Below are 22,357 nucleotides of genomic sequence, written 5' to 3'. Positions count from 1 at the left end.
GTTCGCGTAAACTCAACTTTCAAAACAGCGGCTCAAACGCTTCGGGCTACTTCAATGAGCGATTCTTTTTCAGAGTTATCCTTGAATGCCGGCATTACTTCTTTTGCAATTAATTCCATTGATTTCAGTACTTTATCATGAGGCAATCCCCCAAAGTTCATAAGCATCATAATATGATCACAGCCAGCATCTTGATATTTCTTGATCATGGCAATGATATCTTCCGGTGAACCAATCAGCACCTGTTCCTTATCTCTTAAATCCTCATATTTTGCACTTTTACCGTACATACGAGTATCAAGATACAAGTCTAAATGAGGTTTAGCAGTCTTTACCGCCTCCTCTGTCGTTTCAGCTGCATAGGTATGAATAGCAAGCGGGATATTCACTTTACGCTCATCGTGACCAGCCTCACGGTAAGTAGATTTATAGCTTTCGATAATTTCCTTCAATTCCGGAATGGAGTTGCAGGCGACATAAGGAACTCCGCTAATGTTGTACCCCATCTTCCCAACAAACTTTGCCCCATTGTGTGTTAAAGTACCGATCCAAATGGGCATTTCCTTTTGCTTAGGGAGTACCTCCAATTTTATATCTTTGAATTGGTAGTAATCGCCCTCATGGGAAAATTTCTCACCTTTCCAGGCCTTTTCAATAACTGCAAGAGAATCATTAAATCTTAATGCCTTATCTTTCCCTTCCACATTGAAACCTGCAAATTCATGCGGAAGATAACCGCTTCCCAATCCAAGATTCAGCCTGCCGTTGCTAAGAACATCAAGCAAGGCATAATCTTCAGCTACTTGAATTGGATTTTTGAATGGCAGTGTCACAATCGCTGTCCCTAATCGGATATTTTTGGTACGTTCTGCTGCTATTGCCAAAAAAGTTTGGGGAGTAGTCATGATTCCATACTCACTGAAATGATGCTCTGCGAACCAGGCAGCATTATATCCCAATTCATCTGCTGAGACTGTTTGTTCCAGAACTTCCTGAAGCAATTCTTCTGGAGTCCGTTTGAAATTTCCATCAATGTTCTTATAATTATCAAATACCGTAAATAAACCGAATTCCATTCTTAAGCCCTCCATATATGTTTTTTAACAAAGCAAAAAGCCAGCAGCAATAGAAACTAAACGGAGAAACACTCCATTTAATTCTTATCGCCACTGGCTCTTTATCTACTTATAGAGGTCCGGCCCTTGTCCTTGCTCCATAGATAATCCAGTTCCGCACTAGCTTTAAGTTGTTGATATTATTATATTGTTAATTTTCAGTATATTGCAAGCGTTTTCTTTAACTGGCAGTAATTTTTCTTTCCAGGTAGCTCTTCTTCGCTGAAAGTAATGCTTGGATAACGGCTTTTTGTGGGGGAACAATGAACTTTTGCTCGATGTCTTTAATGATCTCTTCAGTATGATCCAAAGATTTACCAAGGAGCAAAGCACTGGCAAACTCATTTGTCAGATCTTGTATGAAAGTAAAAGTAGCATCCTCAATTACATTTGTCTCGGTATCAACCATAAGAATACAGCCAATCGTTTTCTGAACCTCGAATACTGGCGTACCCTTTGGCAATTGAGCAAATCCCGCAACCAGTACGTGCTTCTCCTTAACTTCTATTGACACTAGCCTCATCCCTTTCTCTACCATTCATCAAGATAAAAGTGGTGCTTTCAGTAAAGCTTAAAATCATTGGAGTATCCAGCTAATTAACGAAATACACATCATCATATTATCACAAAGCAATTAAAATTCACTTAATATTCTTCAGCTGATCAATGGAGAAAAAGGGAAGGCATTGCCCCGCTCTTCCTAAGATTTATTATGAGTGAAAGTTCTATTACTTCAACTCTCACCTTTATGTAATTACCAAGTCAACAAAACCTTCTCTTCTTGTGAAACAAGATTTCTCGGGCGGTACCCTGTCACCAAGCTCTACACCCTAACCCTCTTCCCCCGCCGAAACGGCTCCTCAAACAAAGACCCAATCGCATCTCTCGTAGAATCCAAATACGTAACGGTCTTTTCATAAGTCCTGGACGCCACACACATAAACAAAATATCAATCACATGAAGCTGTGCGAGGCGTGAGGATGTGGCGCCGCTTCTGAATGTGGCTTCCATAGAGTTGGAGGTATACAGGCAGATGTCTGCATAGCTGGAAACCAGGGAGCTGCCGTACTTGGTAAGGCTGATGGTGGTTGCTCCCTTTTCTTTTGCCAGCTGCAGGACTTTTGCGACTTCATAGGTCTCTCCGGAAAAGGAAATGCCCAGCACGACATCCCTTTCATCAGCATTCGCCACCACGGTTGTGCACATATGCAAGTCGTTATATGCTCTTGCCGGCCTGTTGATTCTGAGGAACTTCTGTTCCGCATCTAGCGCAGAAATGCTTGATGCACCAACTCCAAAGAAATGAATTCCTTTCGCGTCCAATAATGCTTCTACAGCTTTTTCAAGCTCCTCGCTATGCAGCAGGTCTGCGGTTTCCCGGATGGTTTGAAGGCTGTGGGAAGTCATTTTTTCAATAGTGGATGGACATGATTCATTGGGTTCTATATCCCTAAGTACGTCTTTCGCCTTCCTTTGCAGGTCGCCGGCAATCCGGATCTTCAGCTCCTGGATGCCGCTTACATTAAGAGATTTGCACATCCGGATGACTGCCGCGCTGCTTGTGTTTGTCGCTTTGCCGAGGCCGGCTGTTGTCATGCCAATCGCATCCTGGGGCTGTTTTAAAATAAACTCTGCAATTTTCCGTTCTGAGGGAGGGAGCTTATCCTTCATTTCTTTCAGCATAAAAATGCCTGCGTTTGTACTCGACATGTCAGAACCAACTTTCATTCTTTATTCGTCATAAAGATGACAGGCGACCCAGTGATTTTTTTCCACTTCCAGGAACCTGGGCTTCTCTTCCGCACAACGGGCATGCGCCTTGGGGCATCTCAAACGGAACGGACAGCCGGAAGGCGGATTGGATGGATCCGGCACATCTCCCTGCAGAATAATTCTTTCCTTTTTCATATCAGGATCAAGGGACGGAATAGCTGACAATAAAGCCTTTGTATAGGGATGAAGTGGTTTATTATATAAATCTTTTGTCTCTCCCAGTTCCATCATCTGCCCCAGATACATAACTCCTACCCGATCACTGAGATGCTGGACCACATTAAGATCGTGGGAGATGAATACATACGTTAACTGAAACTCTTCCTGCAGCTGGATCAGCAGATTAAGAATTTGCGATTGGATGGAAACATCCAATGCTGAGACTGCTTCATCCAGGATGACTACTTTCGGCTTGACGATCAATGCCCTGGCGATGCTGATCCGCTGTCTCTGCCCTCCGCTGAACTCATGGGGGAAACGGTTGAGCTGCTCTCTAGAGAGTCCTACTTTTTCAATCATTTCAGCAACCAGTTCATTTGCTTCCTTCTTCGTGGCCAGCTTATGGGTCAATAACGGCTCCAGCAGCAAGGCTCTTACCGTCATTCTCGGGTTTAAGGAACTAAAAGGATCCTGGAAAATCATCTGTATATCTTTGCGCATTTTACGAAACTCGCCTTTAGGTATATCGGAAATCCTCTGACCATCAAGAAAGACCTCTCCTGCGGTTGGTTCATATAGCTTTAAGATGGTTCTTCCAGTCGTTGATTTGCCGCAGCCGCTTTCCCCTACCAATGAAAGCGTCTCGTTTTTATTAACATGAAAGCTGATATCATCGACGGCTTTCACATTTCCTACCGTTCTTTTAAAAACGCCGCCTTTAATAGGAAAGTATTTCTTCAGGTTTTTGACTTCAATCGCATAAGCTGTATCAGCCATATAGCACGGCCTCCTCTTCATGCAGCCAGCATTTGCTCTTATGGTCCTTTTCCACAGCATTCATAGCTGGCTCTTTCGTCCGGCAGATATCCATGACGTGAGGGCAGCGGCTGGCGAATCTGCAGCCCATATTCTCGTATTGAGCCGGTGTTGGAACATTTCCAGGTATCGAATATAAAGTGTTCTTCCGGTCCCCCAGAGAGCGGATCGATTTCAGCAGTCCCTGTGTGTACGGGTGGGATGGATTCTTGAATAATTTCGCTACCGTTGTTTCTTCCATTACCTGTCCAGCATACATAACGGCCACTCTTTCGCATGTTTCCAGGATAACGCCCAGGTCGTGTGTAATCATCAGGATGGATGTGTCATTTTTTTCGGACAGTTCATTCATCAAGTCCAGTATCTGCGCCTGAATCGTTACGTCCAGGGCTGTTGTCGGCTCATCCGCAATCAGCAGCTTCGGCTCGCAGATCAGCGCCATCGCAATCATGATCCGCTGCCTCATCCCGCCGGAAAGCTGATGCGGGTAGCTTTTAAAAATTTCTTTGCCCCTTGAAATGCCGACTCTATTGAGCATGTCGAGACCCAGTTCCCGCATCTCTTTTTTGCTGTAATTTCTATGAAACTTCAACACTTCCAAAAGCTGATGTTCGATGGTATATAAAGGATCCAGCGCAGTCATCGGCTCCTGGAAGATCATCGAGATATCATTTCCCCTGATTTTCTGCATGGCCCTTTTAGATAAACCCGTAAGCTCTTTCGTTTCGTCCGTGTGCAGCGTGATGCTGCCTTTAGATACTCTCAGAACATCCGGAAGCAGGTTCATGATTGCGAGGGATGTCAAACTCTTTCCGCTCCCTGACTCACCGACAATCCCGTACTTCATCTTCTTTCCGATCGATAAATTAATGCCCTCGACCACATTGTACTTCGTCTTCTTTGTATTTACTTCTATAGATAAATCCTTGATTTCCAATACAGAATTCAAAATGACCTCTCCCCTTCAGAATAACAGTCAATCGATTCACCAGGACTGCTATGCTAAGATGTTGCTCTATTGCTTCAGTTTCGGATCTAAAATATCCCTGAGGCTGTCGCCCAAAAGGTTAAAACACAGGATCGTAAAGACAATGGCCGTTACTGGAAAAAGAATCGTCCAAGGCGCAAACTCCATATACGTCCTGCTCGCATTCAGCATAACTCCCCATGATGGGTCAGGCGGCTGGACGCCAAGCCCAAGGAAGCTTAATGCTGCTTCAGTCAGGATAGCGCCTGATAAGGCTAATGAAATCTGAACGATAAAAGGGGCCATAATATTAGGGGTGATGTGCCTGGTGATGATCTGCAAAGGCTGCACCCCAATCGCTACAGCACTCGTTAAATACTCGTTTTCTTTCACAGACAGCACCGCCGATCTTACAAGCCTGGTAAAAACGGGGGTGAAGACAATTCCTATGGCAATCATCGTGTTTGTAAGGCTTGGCCCTAAAACAGCAACAATGGTCAATGCCAGCAAAATGTCAGGGAAGGCAAAAAAGACGTCCATGACCCGCATGATCACCTGATCCACTTTTCCCTGAAAATATCCGCTGATCAAACCGAAGAACAATCCCGCCGTAGCACCTATTCCCACTGCAATCAATCCAACCTGCAGCGAAACCTGGGCACCATATACGGTCCTTGAAAATATATCCCTTCCCAGTTCATCTGTACCAAACAAAAATTGGCCGCTCGGACCTTCCAAAGTGTGTTCGGTGAACATCTTATCCGGGCTGTAAGGGGCGATCAAAGGTGCAAACACAGCAACCAGAATCACGATTAAAATCCCAATAAAGCCAAGCAAGCCTACCTTATCACTGGCCAACCGCTGAAAAAACTCTTTCATGAAACTCACACTTCCCTTTTCTGCAGACTATTTATACGAAATTCTCGGATCCAGATATGAATACAAAATATCTACAATCAGGTTGATCATGACAAAAACAAATGCGATAAATAAAACGGAGCCCTGTACGACTGTAAAATCCCGCTGGTTAATTCCTGTTAAAACAAGCTGACCCAGGCCAGGGAGCGAGAATATTTGTTCAATGATGACCGTTCCGCCCAGCAGGACGCCAATCTGCATCCCGATAATGGTCAGAATGGGAATCATCGCATTTCTTAATGCGTGCTGAAAAATAACGACACGCTCTTTAGCGCCCTTCGCACGAATGGTACGGATAAAATCGAGCCTCAATATTTCCAGGATCGAAGACCTTGTCATCCTTGTTACTGCCCCAGCCATAGAGGTTCCGAGGACAAGTGCCGGCAAAAACAAGATTTGCAGATTAGTAATCGGATCCTCGAAAAAGCCGACATAGCCGACCGGCGGGCTGTAGGAAAAGAACAGGGCCAGTACGAGAATCAATACGGTGGCAAGCGCAAAATTGGGAATGGACACGCCCAGCAGAGAAATGATCCGCACACCAAAGTCTGTCTTAGAGTTGCGTTTAATTCCTGCAATGATCCCCAGAGGGATAGCGATGATCCATGAGATAAAAGCAGACAGCATCGTTAATTCAAAGGTAATGGCAAAGCGGCTTGCAATATCAGGAAGTATTTCTTTTCCTGTCCGCATAGACTCGCCAAAGTCACCCGTCAGCACACCGCCCATCCAGCTGAAATATTGCTCATGGATAGGCCGGTCCAGCCCAAAATCCTTCCTTAGCTGCGCCAGAGCCGAAGGAGTGGCATCGGTCCCAAGAATAGTGGCTGCCACGTCGCCGGGTATAATTCTTAATGTGAAAAAAATAACGACTGATACGCCGAATAATACGGGAATCAACATCAATAATCGTCTCAGAATATAGGCATACATCGGTGTTCACCCTTAATGAGCAGAAGGCTGCCAAGGCAGCCCCTACTTTGTTATTTTTTTGAAACCTCTAATATATACTCACCGTTATGCGGATATGGAGTAAATCCTTCTACCGATTTTCTCACCGCTACATATTTCATTGGAGATACCAGGAATAAATTTGGAGACAAGTCGATTAATTTTTCTTGTGCTTCGGTATAAATTTCTTTGCGCTTAGCAGCGTCAAGCGTTGTCTTACCGGATTCTACAAGCTTGTCATAATCTGCATCAGAGAAGCCCCAAACGTTAGCAGAACCTTCTGTATGGAAGAAGTATTGCATGGCGCGGTCAGGATCAGTACCGGAACCGTTTCGGCCGATCAGTACATCAGCTGATGTGTTCAGCCATGTATCGATATACTCGCCCCACTCGATTTGCTTGATTTCTGCATTCACACCAATCTCTTTCCATTGCTGCTGCAGGATCTGGGCAGTGTCGACCATATCAGGATATGTCGATGCCGTTGTAATCGTAATATCAAATCCATCTGGATATCCTGCTTCAGCTAACAGGCTCTTCGCTTTTTCAGCATCATTTGCATATAATTCGTTCTCTGCTACGTCAATGGCCCAATCTCCCATTGATGGTGCCACCGGACCTGATACCACTGCATCGCCATTCCACACAACATCCGCAATTGCTTTGCGGTTTGTTGCAAGACTTAGTGCCTGGCGGACCTTTGGATCGTTCAGGGGCTTAACATTTACATTAAAACCTACATAGCTGTATTCAAGAGATTGATAGTCTTTTACTTCAATCTTGTCGTCCTTCGCAAGCAATGAAGCAGACTTTGCATTTACTGTTGTCAGATCAACCTCTCCAGTACGGATCGCGGACATCCTGGAAGCTTCATCCTTCATTGTGTAGTAAACCACTTCATCAAGCTTTGGCAGGCTTTCTTCATAATAGTCTTCGTTCTTCACTAAGACGACTTTGCTGTCAGGCACCCACTCTTCAAATTTAAAAGGTCCTGTACCAACAGCAACCTGCTGCAGATCACCATTTTCTTCTACAACTTCTTTCGAAACTACCACTGCACTCGAGTTTGTTAGATTAGACAAGAAAGTCGCATCAGGAGATTTTAAGTTAAATTGAACCTGGTAGTCTCCCAGCACCTCAATGCTGTCTACATTGGCAAAATAAGACGCAATATGAGAAGCAGTTTCTTCAGCAAGGATGCGTTCAAAGCTGTATTTCACATCTTCAGCTGTCATTTCATTGCCATTGTGAAACTTAACGCCTTCACGCAGATTGAACACATAGGTCTGATCATCCGGCTGTTCCCACTCAACGGCAAGGTCGCCGACCACTTCCATTTTGTCATCGAACTTAACTAGACCATTGTATATTTGGGAATAAATGCGGACAGAAGAATGCGCTGGTGTTTTATGCGGATCCAGTCCAGCAGGCTCCTGGTCATTGGCAATCTTTAAAATTTGTTCCGCTTTTTTGCCGCCTTCACCGGCTTCTCCTGAAGTTTCACTTTTTCCTGAACAGGCTATTAACATCGATGCTAAAATAGCAAGTACAAACAGCAATTGAAAACCCTTTTTAGACACTTACTTTTCCCCCTTTTTTTATAAAAAATATTGCCGTATTTCTTCAAAAATCTCTCTTCTGAACGGATTGATATTCTTCGGCTCATCCACATGCAGCCGGTTCGTAAGAAGCACTGCCTGCAGATTTTTCTCCGGCACAATCCAAAGGGCAGTCCCGGTAAAGCCCGTATGGCCCACGCCTTCCGGAAAAGGATCTGAGCTGTGCCAGCCTAATCCCCTGTTTTCAACGATATTCTCCATGGATTTTTTGATCAGATCAGATTGGATAAACTCTGTATCTGCCGCATAACCCCTTTTCAAATACAAGTCAGCTATTCCGCTCAAGTCTGCAGCAGTTCCAAATAAACCTGCATGCCCTGACTCGCCGTTAAGAAAATAATAGGCATTCCCATCATTGACTTCGCCTATAATGGGCTTGCCCGTATCTCTCCAGCCCGCGAATTCCCTATGTCTGCTTCGGCACATGTCCATCTCTATCTGATTGCCAAACTCCGTGGCGGCAACATCAATCTTGTGAATCGGGCCATACGTCAGGCGGCTTAATTTCAGCGGGGAGGCCAGCTCTTTTTCAACGATTTTCTGCAGGCTGCTATCATGCATTTCTTTAAGAATTTCACCTAGTAAAATATAATTCAGATCACTATAGACGACCCGGTCTTCTTCCTGATGCTTCAGTTCAATGGAGTTTAAAATCTCATAGAGGCTACTGTTAGGCAGTTCTGTATAGAAGGGATACCAGGCAGTCAGGCCTGAAGAATGTGTTAATAATTGCCTGATTGTGAGAGGCGCCAGTATTTTAATGCCGGCCGCTGCAGGAAGACAGTGTTCTAATGTTGTATCCAAGGACAATCGGCCTTGACCTGCCAGCTTTAAAATCAATGTTGAGGTGATTATTTTCGTTACACTTGCCAGGTCAAATACCGTATCTATGGTAACTTCATCGCCCGTCATTGTGTTTCGCTTGCCATAGGCCTTGAACAATATTTCCTTATCATTCTGCTTAACGAGGCAAACACCGCCGGCCATATAATCTTTATCCATGTATTTCTGGAATATTTGGCTGATACTCTCTTCAAGAGAATTCATAGGATTTTCCTCTTTCGGGCTAACCATGATGTACCTGCTCCACGGCACCCCGGACAAATCCATCCGCTTTAGCCAATAGCTGCAGCGCATCTTCATATATAACGTCTGAGAGAAGCATTACGATGGCTGGTTTTACTGAATATTCCGTCTTTTCAAGAACTTCTGATGCTGTTTGATAATCAGTCCCTGTTGCCTCACAGACAATCTTCTTCGCCCGCTCCCTCAGTTTAAAATTAGAAGCATTAACTTCAACCATTAAATTTTTATAAGCTTTTCCCATTTTCACCATGGAGGCTGTACTGATCATATTCAATATCATTTTATGGGCTGTTGCAGCCTTTAATCGGGTCGATCCTGCCAGTACTTCAGGCCCTGTCTCCACTTCAATCTTTATGTCAGCATGCTTGCTAATTTCAGCATTTCTATTGCTGGTCAGGCTTACTGCCATAGCGCCGATTGAACGTGCATATTGAAGGGCTCCTACCACATAAGGGGTCCTGCCGCTTGCTGCAATCCCTATGACAACATCATTGGCAGTTAAGCCCCGTGCCTGGAGGTCATCCTGGCCAAGCTGTTCATTATCTTCGGCACCCTCCACCGCTTTCATGAGAGCCCGGTCGCCCCCAGCAAGGACACCTTGGACCATTTCGGGGTCTGTACTGAAAGTTGGCGGGCATTCTACTGAATCCATCAAACCCATCCGCCCGCTTGTACCTGCGCCTGTGTAAAACAGCCTTCCGCCTTTCCGGAACGAAGCAACAACAGCTTCCACTGTTTGTTCAATTTCCGGAAGTACCTCCTGGACTGCCTGTGGAATAAAAGAGTCTTCTTCGTTCATGAGTCTCAGTATTTCAATCGTCGCCATACGATCCAGCGCCGTGGATTTCTCGTTATACATTTCTGTTGCCAGTTTTGTTAAATCTTCCATTTACCTACCATCCTAATTGTATTGATAGAGTTAATAAATTGATTGAATCAGCTTTACCAGGCGATCTTGCCCATGATTACTTCTTTGGATGCCCCGGTAGCCGCTGGTAAATTATTAGGCTGCTTGTGGTAGCAAAGATATCCGAATATCGCAAAAGCAATCGCTTCTTTTGCATCGCTATTGATGCCAAGCTCCTTAGTAGAAGCGATTTTCACCGTTGCCGGCAAATAGTCTTTCAGTCCTTTTATCATACTCGTATTGTTAAGCCCGCCGCCGCTGATATAGATTTCTTCCACACCGTCGTCCTTGATGTGTTTCTCTAACGCTTTGCCAAGCGAAACAGCCGTCAGCGCAGTTGCAGTCGCAATCCTATCTAATTCCGGAATGTTTCTGCTCTCAGCCTGGTCCCATAGATCCCTCGCATACTCAATGCCGAATTGCTCCCTGCCTGTACTCTTAGGAGGAGCTTCTTTATAATAAGGATGCTCCAGCAGCTCCCTTAGCCACTCCTGGTCAACCTTTCCGTTCGCAGCAAGATTTCCGTCCTTGTCATAGCTTTGAGCTCCATTGGTATGCCAAGCAGTGAATGCGTCTATAACCATGTTCCCTGGCCCGGTATCATTCGCAGTCACTTTTTCACCGGAAGCATTCTTAGGAAGCACTGTGATATTGGATATCCCTCCAATATTGACGAGCACCCTTCCCGACTCTTCCGACCTGAACAGGATGTAATCCAGGAAAGGAACTAAAGGAGCACCCTGCCCTCCTACTGCCACATCGCGCGTCCGGAAATCGCCGGCCGCAGGGATTCCAGTCCTTTCGGCAATGACGGATATGTCACCGATTTGCAGTGTGTTTGGCCGGTAATAAGAATCGTTCTCCTTGTAAACCGGATCATGAAATACGGTCTGTCCATGTGAACTGACCAGGTCAATCTCCGACACATCAATTCCGGATTCTTTGATGGCAGCTAACACACCATCGGCAAAAACTTCCCCCAGCAGCATATTCATAGACGAAATTTCAGGAGATAAGGTATTGGGGACAACCACCTTTTCCAGGCGGGCTTTCAGTTCTTTCTCGTAGGGAATTGTTGTAAAAAAAACCAGCTCAAATTCCATCTTGCCGTTCACTTTTTGCACATCAACAATCGCAATATCCATCCCATCCAAAGAGGTACCCGACATGATACCGACCACTTTCATTCTCGGAAAATCCAAACTCTCACTCCTTTCAAAATTTTTGTAAGCGCTTAACTAGTATTCTATGGAAAACAAAATAAAATATCAATACTTTTATGAATTTTTTGAATTATTTTTTCAGAAATTGGGACATAGGGATTAAGGAAATTTTTTCACAATCTGTTACTTGCCAAACTTAAAGCTATTCCAACGACCCTTATTATTATAAGTATGAAGAAAGTATTGCTACAATAAACCTGCAAGTGGCGCTCAAGAGCAGTTTGCCCAGGGCATCCCGCTCGGCCGCTATGGCGAAAGTGAAGATATTGCCAGCCTGGTGGTATTTCTTTCTTCAGATGACAGCAAATTTATCACTAGCTCACAATATCGCTTCGACGGCGAAATGGCTGCGTTATAGCAATAGCAGAAAAAAGCTGACTCACCGCTTTTCGAGTCAGCTTTTTCTTTTGAAAAGATTAATGTGCTTTTATAGGTTTATCCGCCTATAGGAGTGGTAAAAACTTAGTTGAGGCTTATTTTAGAATTGAGGGGTACTAATACAATATGAATTCAAACGCTTTTACTTACAGCAAGTTCATGAATTTCGACGAAGCGGCGGACAGCATCCTAAGAATGATGAGCAGGATCTTAAATATAAACACACTTTTCATTGCTAAAAATGACCAAAGGACAAATGAGATTGTTAAGGTTGTTAATCATGGGGATATCTTGCTGAGGGAAGGAGATTCCCTTCCTTTTGAAGAAACTTTTTGCAAACTGAGTGTGGATCATGGCAAGAAGGTCCTGTTCATTCCTGATATTACAAAAAGCGATTTATCAAACGCGCTAAATGTGACACGGAATTTAGGAAGCGGCAGCTTTGTAGGCCTTCCTATTTTTTATGAGGATGGGAGAAATTACGGGACCATCTGCGGGCTGGATACGGAAACCTTTGAACTCACTGAAGAACATGTGGAGCTGTTTGAGACGATGAGCTCCCTGCTCTCCTATGTGCTGGAGCTGGACGATGCGAACAGGCAGATTCAAACACTCTCTGCACCGCTCGTGCCCATCACTACGGGAGTAGCCATTCTTCCGATTATCGGCAATATCAACGAATTCCGGCTGGAGACCATCATAGAATTGGCCCTCACCAGAAGCGAGAGCCTGTCACTTGAGTTTCTAATCATTGATCTGTCAGGGATACTCCAAATCAACGATATGGTAAGCTCTTCCCTATTAAAAGTTGCCAATATGCTGAGCCTTATTGGAGTAACCCCAATACTTACCGGTATCCGGCCGGACTTGGCATTAAACGCAATCAGCACAAATACAGATTTAAAATCAGTAAAAACCGAGGCCAGCCTGGAAAGTGCTTTGAAGACGATTGGGTTTACACTGAGCAGAGATGAAGGCAGAAACGGAGGGACTAGCTCACCGTCCCGCTCCCTTTTTAGGTGATACTTCATAATCAAACGTTTGATTAAATGCTCTTAAAGCCAGAGAGGGACAGTAATTCTGTCCCCTCCGGCCAACAGCAGCAAACTTTATGAAACATAGTTGTGAAACAAGATTTCTCGGGAGGTGCCTGTTACCCAATATTTTCCACAACAGCCTCTATCACCGAATCTACATCCGCTTTCCCGTGGTACCAAACATACATCACGGTTTTCCCCTTAGAAGCAAATACCTTTTTAATACCCTCTTCCTCATAAACAATCAATTCACCCAAAGCAGGATGCCATTTTTGCACATACTCTTCCATGCTATCTTCATACCTGTATCTTTTCACTAAATCAGAAAGAAGATTATCGGCGAGACCAGCTATGCTGAGCTGATAGACCTGTGTTTGAATGGAAGGTGAATATCTGCCGCTGCCATCACCCCACTTCTCTCCAATAACTTCTCCGTTTTCATCTGTTTCATATTGAACTGGTGCCAATGGACTCCAGTCATAGGAAATGCGGTTGCCCCAATCCACATCGTCATCTACATATGAGGGCTCAGCCCGGATCAAGTCCGGATTCTGTTCTATATCTGCCAATCTCACAATCGGCAAGTCTATGTTTCCTTCAGGCAATGTTTTAGTATCCATCATAAAAAGCTGTGCGAATGACATAGCAGCAGTGGAACCGGCTGTTACTATAAAAAGCAAGGCAATCACCGTATTCCGGCGGAAGCGCTTCTTCCACGGAGCACGGTGATCGATCGGTTTTCCTTCGGCCAGTTTTTTCCGCAGCGACCGAATAGAAAATGCCGCCTGGAGTGAATTGTATGCCGAGTAACCGAGAATGATAGTTAAAATTGTTTGTGTAAGCACATTGCCCTTCACCATCATCAAAATTGGTGTTCCGTCAAGGAACCATATAGAAGCCAGCATCCCAAACGTCAGCAGTATCAAAATCGTTACGGTCCAGGCAGTCTGAGCATACTTTTCGTCCAGTGCCTTTAATGTGTATGATTGCTCGGCTGGATCTGTATGGAGCTCAGGTGCATGAAGCTCAGCCTGTGAGGAAAAGACATGGAAATAACTATAGCTTGTAACATAATCCCATCCGCTTTCAGCATACATCTCGACTTGCTCACTGGTGATTTCTTTACTGAACGATACATCAATTCTGTACTTCATCTTCTTCGGTTCACCTTTGGCAAACTTAGCAAACCGGCTCCCCATCTTTTTAAGGTAAAGCCCTTCTGCTGCCATGTCTGTGAACCAGCTTTCATGCTCCCCGATCCGCCAATAGTCATCGGGCCGGAGTTTGCGCACAGTTTTACCCATTCCCCTCACCCTCCTCTAAAATCCGGCTGTCTTCAATCAGGGCTTTTAACCGGCCATACTCCACACGCAGGGCCTGTTCCCCATCAGTTGTAATTTTGTAGGTCTTCCTTCTGCCATCGTTTTCAGCCAGGGAAATGAGTCCGTCCTTTTGCATCCGTGAAAGCACTCCGTAAAGTGTTCCCGGTCCCATATTCACTCTGCTGTTTGAAACTTCAGTAATGGCTTGCATTAGCTGGTAGCCGTGATTAGGACGCATGAGTGCAAGGAGTACATAGTACATGGCTTCGGTCATTGGCCCTCCGGTGTATGCCATTGGTGGGTTCCTTCTTTCATTGTTGAATTATTTTGTTGCTCAATATTATGCAACACGATATATCGTATGACATAATATTACAGAATGAGATACCTTTTGTAAATACTTTCCTTTCCCTCTCTCGTGAACAATCAAATGACTTTGTTGAGTATACATCTTCTCTTCAAGTGTCTTTATCTAAAAATTTCTTGATTATATCACCATAAACCAAATACTCTTGTCTAAGCTTACAGTATTCCAAAAATACTCTCAGCATGGTGCAAAAAATTTTATACCTCGAGTTAACAGAGTATTCAAACGAATTCCACTTCACTAATAATGGGGAAGTGAATTTGTCTGTTCGGCATATGACAATATACATATAATGAGTGTAACCGGTTACAAGAAACAACTACTAGTAGAGTGGTGAATGTATGTTAACGGCAAGAGAATTCCAACTAACAAATAAGCTTCTGAATATGAAATCTCCTTTAAGGATAAGAGATTTATCAGTGGAGTACGGGGTTAGTACAAGGACCATCAAATATGATTTGGAAAATGTTCGCGGTTGGTTCAGAGAGCACGGACAGACTGTGAATTCTCAGACCAATAAGGGAATTTGGGTTGAATGTGATGATATTGAAAGAATGAATTTGAGAGGTATATTAGCGAGATTTGAACGATCCAATATTTTTCCTGATCAAACCATCCGTGTGAAAAAAATCATCGTATCTTTACTATTAGCGAATGGGTATAAAACGGCAGTTGAACTTTCAGAGGAACTAGAAGTCAGCAGAAATACGATTATAAGCGATCTTCTACAGGTAGAAGAATTCTTAAAGTTTTGGGCCATTGATCTGGAGCGAAAGCAAAGAACAGGTTATCGCCTCATTGGCAATGAGCTGCAGCTGAGACTCATGCTGGAACATCTCATTTACAACGACTTAGATGATTATGAAATCTACAAAATGACTACACGGATCACCAAAAAAGAACGGAAAGCCGAAATCGGCTTTATATTGGATGAGCAAATAAGGTCCGTCTATGAGCTTACCGAGAATCATATGAGCAAATTGTATACCCCCTCTCTGGCCCGGTTGATGCGCCTGTCTGATTTGCTGAAGCTGCTGCTGCGCATCACTTTTTCTGTTACAAGACTAAATATGGGACATACGATCAATAGCTATCGTGTTTTAGACAGGTCACATCATGAAGATGATCCCTCCTTTTTTCTGATTTCTGTAATGGAACAGGTATACACGGACATGAAGCTTCCGCTGTTGGAAGAAGAGTTTTTATATATTTCAGGCGGTCTGGAAAAAGAGATTGAGCAAATCGATATTGTTGAAATAACAGAAAACATTATCCATTATGTGAGCCAGGAAGAAGGAATCGACTATAAAAGAGACCCTAAATTATATAGTAACTTGCTCTCCCATCTGTCGCTTAGGCTGCAAAACGGATACTTATACCTGAATGAAATTAATCCAATAGAGGATGAAATAAAACGCAATCATTCTTCGTTGTTTTATAGTGTTCAGGATGCCTGCAGACATTTTATAAAGCAGCATGCGTTTATTGCTCAAGATTCTTTTATCTCCTTAATCGTTCTTCACTTCCTTGTATCCTATGAAAATACCTTTAATTCTAAAAGAAAAGTAAAGGTTTTATATGTATGTTCAACTGGAAGAGGTGTCGCACGCCTTATTAAAAATAGAGTGGAAAGAGAAATACCTGCTGTCGATATTGTCTCTTACTGTTCTTTATTGGAAGTTGAAGAGATTTGCCAGGTTGAAGAAGTCGATATGATAGTCAGTGTTTTTCCAGTAGAAACAAACATCCCGGTTGTCGTTGTAGAGCCGCTGCCCATTAAAAGGGATATAGAGTCGATCCGGGAACAAGTTCGACTGATCATTGGCTCAGATGCTGTGGAGACGAATCATCTCCTTGAAAATCATGGATTAAATCCAGTAAGTGAAGACAGTGAATCTATTAGCCAGGAAATCATCCTAAAGGGCTTTGAGATTGTTCATGCTTTAGGAGAAGCCTTCCCGATCGATCCAAAGGATTCTTGGAAAAATGCTTTTATGATGCATGTTTTCTTAATGGTTCACCGCTATCACTTTGATAAGCAATATGATCAATATCTATATACCAGCCATCAAATGCTGGACGGTGATGAGGAAATGATTAGGAAAGTACAAACTATTCTGGAAGAGAAGGGTCTTAATGTTCATGAAGCTGAAATCATCACCCTTCTGCAATACTTAAAAAAATGGAAGTGATTGAATGAATGAAGGTGTAATCGTACAAAACGGCTTTATTATTAATCCGGAAACCTCCGTTATTGAGAAAAATGATATTGGAATCATTAATGGAGTTTTCGCTGAAGTTGAAGATGTTAAAAATTCAGGAGACAACATTCAGTACATAGATGCATCAGGCTATTATGTCTCCCCAGGATTTATAGATCTGCATGCTCATCTTTTTAAAGATTATACCGAGTTAGGCATCGATCCAGATCTAGTTGGTATAGAACAAGGTGTCACAACAATCGTGGATGCCGGGAGTGCTGGATACGATAACTATCAGACCTTTAGAGAAACGGTTATTGAAAAAAGCCAGACTGAAATATTAGCTTTTTTAAATATATCGCGAAAAGGGCTATGTAATGGGCTTTCAGAGCTTTCCAATCTAAATGAGCTGATGTCCATCGAGGAAGCAAAAGAAATCTTTCAAAAAGAGGAAAGCATCGTTGGCTTAAAGGCACGCATGAGTGGATCAGTTGTAAAAGACAGCGGCATCAAGCCGTTAAAACATGCCAGGTATCTTGCAGATGAACTAGGGAGGCCTATCATGGTCCATATTGGAAATCCTCCTCCCAATCTTCAGGAAATCTTCCCTCTTCTTCAAAATGGAGACATTGTTACACATGCTTTCCATGGAAAGAAACATGGGATACTCACTGAATCGGGAGATATGATTCCAGAGGCAATGCGTGCGATTGAACGGGGAGTCCGATTTGATGTCGGGCATGGGACTTCGAGTTTTAGCTATAAAACGATGAGGAAGTTCAGGGACAAGTATGATATCGCCTTTACGATAAGCACGGATATCTACAAAAAGAACTATTCAAACCCTGTAGGCAGCCTTATGATCACGATGACGAAACTCCTTTCACTGGGATACTCACTAACAGAAGTTGTTAACGCTGTCACCAAACGGGCAGCAGATTCTCTCCATTTAACGGAGCAAGGAACACTCCGGATTGGATCAGTGGCGGATGTTACCATCTTTGGCCTCAACGAAGAAAGTGAATCTGCCTTAATAGATTCGGAAGGTGAAGAATTGAGTTGTTATCAGGAAATCACACCATATATTACCCTCAAAGCAGGAAAGGTGGCATACGCAAAGTAATATGGAAGGGAAAATACAAGAATTACACCAGAAAAGTGAAGACCCGCATTTATGCAAGGAAATTATGGCCTATGTTGAAAGTCAGTTAGATAAAGAAAATATTCAGATGACCGAAGCCCAGAAACTATCTTTATTGTCCCATGTTTCAGCAATGATCTACCGCTCCAAGCACCAGGAAAAGCTTCAGCCTGTTGATAAGATTCTGTTTCAGGAAGTATCAGATGAATCGATAGAGATGGCAGGCAATGTATGCAGTAAATTAGATAATCTTCATGAGGATGAAAAATACTTGCTTTCTATTCACTTTGAAACTGCTAAATTCAACAATTCATTATAAGGGGGAAATGTTAAAATGAACCAAGTTACAGTTGTTATTGGAGATCGATTAGGAAAAGGGCAAAATGTAGCAAAAGGAGTAGAAGCTGCAGGCGGCAAGGCAATCGTCATTTCCGGTGTCGGTGCAGATATGCGCCTTGGAGACGTAATGAATGCAGAAAATGCTGACTTGGGTATTTCGTTCTGCGGAAGCGGCGGTGCCGGGGCGATTACTGCACAAACTAAATACGGATATCCGGCACATTATGGCATGCGTTCTATCGACGAAGGAGTAACAGCCATTAATGAAGGAAAAAAAGTTCTGGGATTTGGATTTATGGATCTTGAAGAATTAGGAAAAAGAGTCACTGAAGCCTATCAAAAGAAGGTCCAGGGATAAATCGATGGAAAAAACAATTCAGCACAGAGTCAAAGTTGAAGGCAAAGGAAAATCCAAGGAACTTGCAATCAACACAGCGCTGGGACAAATCCAGAAAAAAGTAATGGATGAGTACAAGGCGATGATCATACGCATTGAACCTTTAAGCATCAATGTCATAGAAGCCATTGAACACATTTACACTGAACGCTTCCTATTATTCTTCTTCCCAAGAAAAAGGCATGTGTACAAAGTGGTAATGGACGTAGATGTTAATATTACTCTCCTAAAAGTACAAGACATCCATTTTACAACCACAGAGTCTCCAAGCGGGATTGTAGAGAGTATTATCCGAAATGAGCAGATGGCGAATAAATAAGGGGGAGAAGCTATGGAGATGTTTGAGGTAGCAATAAAATCAATTATTATTGGTGCCCTTGTCGGGATTGGTGTAGGTGCCGGGGCTGCCCGTATGTTCCATGCACCAAAATCGCAAGGAATGGGAGCGTTCCGAACTTTAGGGGAATTGAATGCCTGTGCAGGAGATGCTGCATCCCACTTTTCATTTGGATTAGGCTTCTTTTTCAATGCTTGGGCTTCCTCTGTTGGGGCCGGTGCCTTCACACAGGATGTGGACCACCGCATAATTCCTAACTGGGCGGCAGCCGTATTGATGCGCAAAGGAAAACGACCGGAAGACACGCTTCATAATCCGAAAAAAATGGCCATATCGGGCGCCATTATGGGCATTATTGTTGTTGCCTTTTTAAACCTGACTGCTTCAGCGATTCCGGAATCATTACAAGCAATCGCTGTAAAGGTACTCGTGCCTGCAGCAAACCTATTGATCAATCCGGTTATGCCGGTGATTTTCTGGCTGGCTGCATTGGATGCCGGCAAACGCTCAGGTTTTTGGGGAACGGTTTTCGGCGGTGCGGCACATATGATTATGGGTAATGCAGTTCCCGGGGTAGTACTGGGGATATTGATCGGCAAAGGTGTCGATGACAGCGGCTGGAATAGAGTAACCAAAACATTGATTACATCCGTTATTTTGCTTTTTGTTCTGAGTGCGTTCTTCCGCGGGTTCGATGTTCGCCTGCTGGAGAGCATGTATATCACTCCTCCAGAATGGCTGCTGGATTTCCATAAACTATTAGGATTAGAGGTGAAGTAACTTGACAACACAGACAGAGGCTTTAAATGAAAAAGATTTGTATAAAAACTTTTGGTATGCAGATTGGTCTTTCCCTATTTTTGTAGCGCTTCTTTCCGCAGGAATATTTGCTGGAACCCATATGTATTATGTTTACAAAATCGGCGCCTTCAATGATGTAGCGATCGTCGCCATGCTAGAAGCGGGGATTCAAGGAGCAGGATATGGGGCAGCAGCAGCTTTTGGGGCAAGCTTCTTATTCGCACGTGTTTTAGAAGGGGCGCTTGTAGGGATCCTGGATATCGGGGGATCACTTCAAACAGGTATTGGCATTGGGGTTCCTGCCATTTTGCTGGCATCAGGAATTACAGCTCCAATCGAAAACTTTGTCCTTTCATTAATTACAGGTGCCCTATTAGGTGTCCTTGTTGGATATGCTATTCTTGGAATCCGCAAATTTACAGTTGGACAGTCGAACTCTACGTTTGGTGCAGATATTATGATGGGAGCAGGAAATGCCGCCGGGCGATTCCTTGGACCGTTGATCGTTATTTCTGCTGCAAGTGCCTCTATTCCTATCGGTATTGGTTCAACCATTGGCGCAGCAGTCTTCTACATCTGGAAAAAGCCGGTAGCAGGCGGTGCCATTTTAGGGGCTATGATCTTTGGAGCCATTTTCCCAATTTCTTTAGAATAGGAGGAGCAGATAATGAGTATTTTTGAATCGTTTGGATTACGGAAAGTAATCAATGCAAGCGGCAAGATGACGGCGTTAGGCGCTTCTGCTGTCAGCGACGAAGTATCAGATGCACTAAAGCAAGCCGCTCAAGACTATGTAGATATTGATGAGATGATGGAATTTGCGGGCTCTGTAATAGCCGAATATACAGGGGCTGAAGACGGCTGCCCCACCTGTGGCGCTGCTGCAGGGATTGCCATATCAACAGCATCAGCTATTACTGGGAAAAACCTTTCTCTGATTGAGAGAATGCCAGATTCCGAAGGATTAAAGAATGAAATTATTATTCAAAAAGGACAACAAGTTCATTTTGGTGCCAGCATCGCTCAAATGGTCCGCATCGGCGGCGGGAAAGTAGTAGAAGTCGGCAATGCTAATAAAGTAGAGGCTGATCATATCGAACAAGCCATTACTGATAAGACAGCTGCCCTTCTCTATATAAAATCCCATCATGCTGTCCAAAAAGGCATGCAGACCATTGAAACGATGATGAAGATTGCAAAAGAACACAATATACCATTCATTGTCGATGCTGCGGCGGAAGAAGACTTTAAGAAATACATCCAAATGGGTGCTGATATCGTCATCTATAGTGGCGGAAAAGCGCTGGAGGGTCCTACATCCGGCTTTATATGCGGCAGCAAGGAATGGATGGAAGCCTGCCGGATGCAATACAAAGGAATCGGCCGGCCAATGAAAATAGGCAAAGAAGGCGTGGCAGGTCTTATTGCCGCTTTAAAGCAATATCCCTTTAAAGAAGATAATGCCGAGGAACAGATCGAGCGTATGACTAAGCTTAACCTTTCCCTGGCAGAGGTTGAAGGATTGACCTGCTCCATCAAGCAGGATGAAGCGGGGAGAGCCATTTATCGCGCACAGATCCAGGTGGATGCCAGCAAGACCGGTGTTTCTGCTCAAGAACTCCTGCATCGTCTTGAATCTGGCAATCCAGCAATCTATTTAAGACATCATTACGTAAATGTCGGCATTCTGTCAGTAGATCCCCGTCCCCTGCTTAAAGGCCAAGAGGACATCATAGCAAATGAAATCAAGAATATACTTAATGAGGTGCAATCTTAATGGAAGCTAAAGTCATTTTTAATGTATTAGCAAAAGATGTAGAGAATGCTAAAGAGATTGTAGAAGAAGCAGGCGATCGTGTGCTGGTCGGGATCATGGTCAAGAACTTTCCTACGACAGAAGCAGCCATTGAAATTGTTGATTTATATAAAGAAAACCATATCCCTGTTTCAGTGGGGCTAGGAGCAGGAGATCCAGCTATGTGGAAAAAGGTTGCTGATGTTTCAGCCAAAACCTTGCCGGATCATATTAATCAAGTATTCCCTGCTGCCGGCTATACACTTGGCCGCATGGAACAGCTTGATGCTTCCCGTACGCTTGTTAACGCGCTCATCGAACCATCTGGAACTCCTGGTGAAGTATATATCTCAACAGGACCGAACAGCTCAGACTTCAAAGAAAAGATATCCTGTGAAATGGCGGCAAATATGCTGGCTGAAATTGGAGTGGATTCTGTCAAATTCTATCCGATCAATGGTGACAAACGTTTGGATGAAGTGGCAGCAATGGTCAAAGCCGCTGTTAATGCCGGGATCAAGATTTTTGAACCAACAGGCGGAATTGAAGTTGAGAATGTCCATCAAATTGTCCAAACATGTCTTGATAACGGTGCTGAAACGGTTATCCCGCACTTATATACCTCATTAGTTGATAAAGAAACAAGTAATACAGAAATTAAAAAGATCCAACAGCTATTGCAGCTGGAATGGAACTGATCATAAGTA

General features: G+C 43.7%; 23 protein-coding genes and 1 pseudogene. 11 read left to right on the top strand and 13 right to left on the bottom strand.

The annotated features are described in order from the left end of the window. Positions 1–32: 32 nt before the first annotated feature. The 11 genes from ABU165_RS06405 to ABU165_RS06355 all read right to left on the bottom strand — a co-directional run bounded on the left by ABU165_RS06405 (position 33) and on the right by ABU165_RS06355 (position 11,514). A complete protein-coding gene (locus ABU165_RS06405) occupies positions 33–1,076 on the bottom strand; it encodes an LLM class flavin-dependent oxidoreductase (RefSeq protein WP_318059820.1) in 1,044 nt (347 codons plus the stop codon). Positions 1,077–1,296: 220 nt separating this feature from the next. Next, positions 1,297–1,629, bottom strand: a complete 333-nt coding sequence (locus ABU165_RS06400; protein ID WP_318059819.1) for a DUF3870 domain-containing protein — start codon at positions 1,627–1,629, stop codon at positions 1,297–1,299. A 309-nt stretch (positions 1,630–1,938) separates the two neighbouring features. Then, positions 1,939–2,826, bottom strand: coding sequence for a MurR/RpiR family transcriptional regulator (locus tag ABU165_RS06395; RefSeq protein ID WP_318059989.1), 888 nt, complete (start codon positions 2,824–2,826; stop codon positions 1,939–1,941). A gap of 21 nt (positions 2,827–2,847) precedes the next feature. Continuing rightward, on the bottom strand, positions 2,848–3,825 hold the full coding sequence (locus ABU165_RS06390; protein ID WP_318059818.1) for an ABC transporter ATP-binding protein: 978 nt from the start codon (positions 3,823–3,825) through the stop codon (positions 2,848–2,850). Further along, positions 3,818–4,813 (bottom strand): ABC transporter ATP-binding protein, encoded by a 996-nt coding sequence (locus tag ABU165_RS06385; RefSeq protein ID WP_318059817.1) that lies wholly within the window; start codon positions 4,811–4,813, stop codon positions 3,818–3,820. The genes ABU165_RS06390 and ABU165_RS06385 overlap by 8 nt, the downstream gene beginning before the upstream one ends. Positions 4,814–4,879: 66 nt before the next feature. After that, a complete protein-coding gene (locus ABU165_RS06380; protein ID WP_148949807.1) occupies positions 4,880–5,710 on the bottom strand; it encodes an ABC transporter permease in 831 nt (276 codons plus the stop codon). Positions 5,711–5,737: 27 nt separating this feature from the next. Further along, positions 5,738–6,682 (bottom strand): ABC transporter permease, encoded by a 945-nt coding sequence (locus ABU165_RS06375; protein ID WP_148949808.1) that lies wholly within the window; start codon positions 6,680–6,682, stop codon positions 5,738–5,740. A gap of 50 nt (positions 6,683–6,732) precedes the next feature. Next, a complete protein-coding gene (locus ABU165_RS06370) occupies positions 6,733–8,280 on the bottom strand; it encodes an ABC transporter substrate-binding protein (RefSeq protein WP_318059816.1) in 1,548 nt (515 codons plus the stop codon). 18 nt (positions 8,281–8,298) lie between these two features. Continuing rightward, entirely contained in the window at positions 8,299–9,366 is a 1,068-nt protein-coding gene (locus tag ABU165_RS06365; protein WP_318059815.1) for a serine hydrolase domain-containing protein, read from the bottom strand. Positions 9,367–9,385: 19 nt separating this feature from the next. Next, positions 9,386–10,294 carry an N-acetylmuramic acid 6-phosphate etherase gene (murQ, locus tag ABU165_RS06360; protein WP_318059814.1) on the bottom strand — a complete coding sequence of 303 codons (909 nt, stop codon included), beginning with the start codon at positions 10,292–10,294 and terminating at the stop codon, positions 9,386–9,388. A 53-nt stretch (positions 10,295–10,347) separates the two neighbouring features. Continuing rightward, positions 10,348–11,514, bottom strand: a complete 1,167-nt coding sequence (locus ABU165_RS06355; protein WP_318059813.1) for an anhydro-N-acetylmuramic acid kinase — start codon at positions 11,512–11,514, stop codon at positions 10,348–10,350. A gap of 238 nt (positions 11,515–11,752) precedes the next feature. Between ABU165_RS06355 and ABU165_RS06350 the strand changes: the two are divergent. After that, positions 11,753–11,893 (top strand): annotated as a pseudogene (locus ABU165_RS06350) (SDR family oxidoreductase); the annotation flags it as partial. A 146-nt stretch (positions 11,894–12,039) separates the two neighbouring features. Next, positions 12,040–12,936 carry a GAF domain-containing protein gene (locus tag ABU165_RS06345; RefSeq protein WP_318059812.1) on the top strand — a complete coding sequence of 299 codons (897 nt, stop codon included), beginning with the start codon at positions 12,040–12,042 and terminating at the stop codon, positions 12,934–12,936. A 130-nt stretch (positions 12,937–13,066) separates the two neighbouring features. On the opposite strand, the gene ABU165_RS06340 is transcribed toward ABU165_RS06345, so the two are convergent. After that, a complete protein-coding gene (locus ABU165_RS06340; RefSeq protein WP_318059811.1) occupies positions 13,067–14,254 on the bottom strand; it encodes a DUF2812 domain-containing protein in 1,188 nt (395 codons plus the stop codon). Continuing rightward, positions 14,247–14,567: a PadR family transcriptional regulator gene (locus ABU165_RS06335; protein ID WP_318059810.1), complete on the bottom strand. Its 321-nt coding sequence runs from the start codon at positions 14,565–14,567 to the stop codon at positions 14,247–14,249. Before ABU165_RS06335 ends, ABU165_RS06340 begins: the two co-directional genes overlap by 8 nt. 458 nt (positions 14,568–15,025) lie before the next feature. Here ABU165_RS06335 and ABU165_RS06330 point away from each other — a divergent pair, with 458 nt between their 5' ends. The 9 genes from ABU165_RS06330 to ABU165_RS06290 are packed head-to-tail and all read left to right on the top strand — an operon-like array spanning position 15,026 to position 22,348. Beyond that, complete coding sequence (locus tag ABU165_RS06330; protein WP_318059809.1) at positions 15,026–16,831, top strand: BglG family transcription antiterminator; 1,806 nt, start codon at positions 15,026–15,028, stop codon at positions 16,829–16,831. 4 nt (positions 16,832–16,835) lie between these two features. After that, positions 16,836–17,963: an amidohydrolase/deacetylase family metallohydrolase gene (locus tag ABU165_RS06325; RefSeq protein ID WP_318059808.1), complete on the top strand. Its 1,128-nt coding sequence runs from the start codon at positions 16,836–16,838 to the stop codon at positions 17,961–17,963. A 1-nt stretch (position 17,964) separates the two neighbouring features. Continuing rightward, on the top strand, positions 17,965–18,300 hold the full coding sequence (locus ABU165_RS06320) for a PRD domain-containing protein (RefSeq protein ID WP_318059807.1): 336 nt from the start codon (positions 17,965–17,967) through the stop codon (positions 18,298–18,300). A 15-nt stretch (positions 18,301–18,315) separates the two neighbouring features. After that, on the top strand, positions 18,316–18,678 hold the full coding sequence (locus ABU165_RS06315; RefSeq protein ID WP_253618688.1) for a glycine-rich SFCGS family protein: 363 nt from the start codon (positions 18,316–18,318) through the stop codon (positions 18,676–18,678). Positions 18,679–18,682: 4 nt separating this feature from the next. After that, complete coding sequence (locus tag ABU165_RS06310; protein ID WP_318059806.1) at positions 18,683–19,036, top strand: DUF4312 family protein; 354 nt, start codon at positions 18,683–18,685, stop codon at positions 19,034–19,036. 12 nt (positions 19,037–19,048) lie between these two features. After that, positions 19,049–19,834 carry a DUF4311 domain-containing protein gene (locus tag ABU165_RS06305; protein WP_253618691.1) on the top strand — a complete coding sequence of 262 codons (786 nt, stop codon included), beginning with the start codon at positions 19,049–19,051 and terminating at the stop codon, positions 19,832–19,834. Position 19,835: 1 nt separating this feature from the next. Next, on the top strand, positions 19,836–20,510 hold the full coding sequence (locus ABU165_RS06300) for a DUF4310 family protein (RefSeq protein WP_253618693.1): 675 nt from the start codon (positions 19,836–19,838) through the stop codon (positions 20,508–20,510). Positions 20,511–20,522: 12 nt separating this feature from the next. Further along, on the top strand, positions 20,523–21,632 hold the full coding sequence (locus tag ABU165_RS06295; protein ID WP_318059805.1) for a DgaE family pyridoxal phosphate-dependent ammonia lyase: 1,110 nt from the start codon (positions 20,523–20,525) through the stop codon (positions 21,630–21,632). Continuing rightward, positions 21,632–22,348 carry a KDGP aldolase gene (locus tag ABU165_RS06290; RefSeq protein WP_318059804.1) on the top strand — a complete coding sequence of 239 codons (717 nt, stop codon included), beginning with the start codon at positions 21,632–21,634 and terminating at the stop codon, positions 22,346–22,348. The genes ABU165_RS06295 and ABU165_RS06290 overlap by 1 nt, the downstream gene beginning before the upstream one ends. Positions 22,349–22,357: the final 9 nt, after the last annotated feature.

The sequence above is a fragment of the Cytobacillus sp. T106 genome (genome assembly GCF_040492155.1).
Taxonomy (GTDB): domain Bacteria; phylum Bacillota; class Bacilli; order Bacillales; family Cytobacillaceae; genus Bacillus_AB; species Bacillus_AB infantis.
This window is presented reverse-complemented; position numbering and strand designations above follow the sequence as displayed.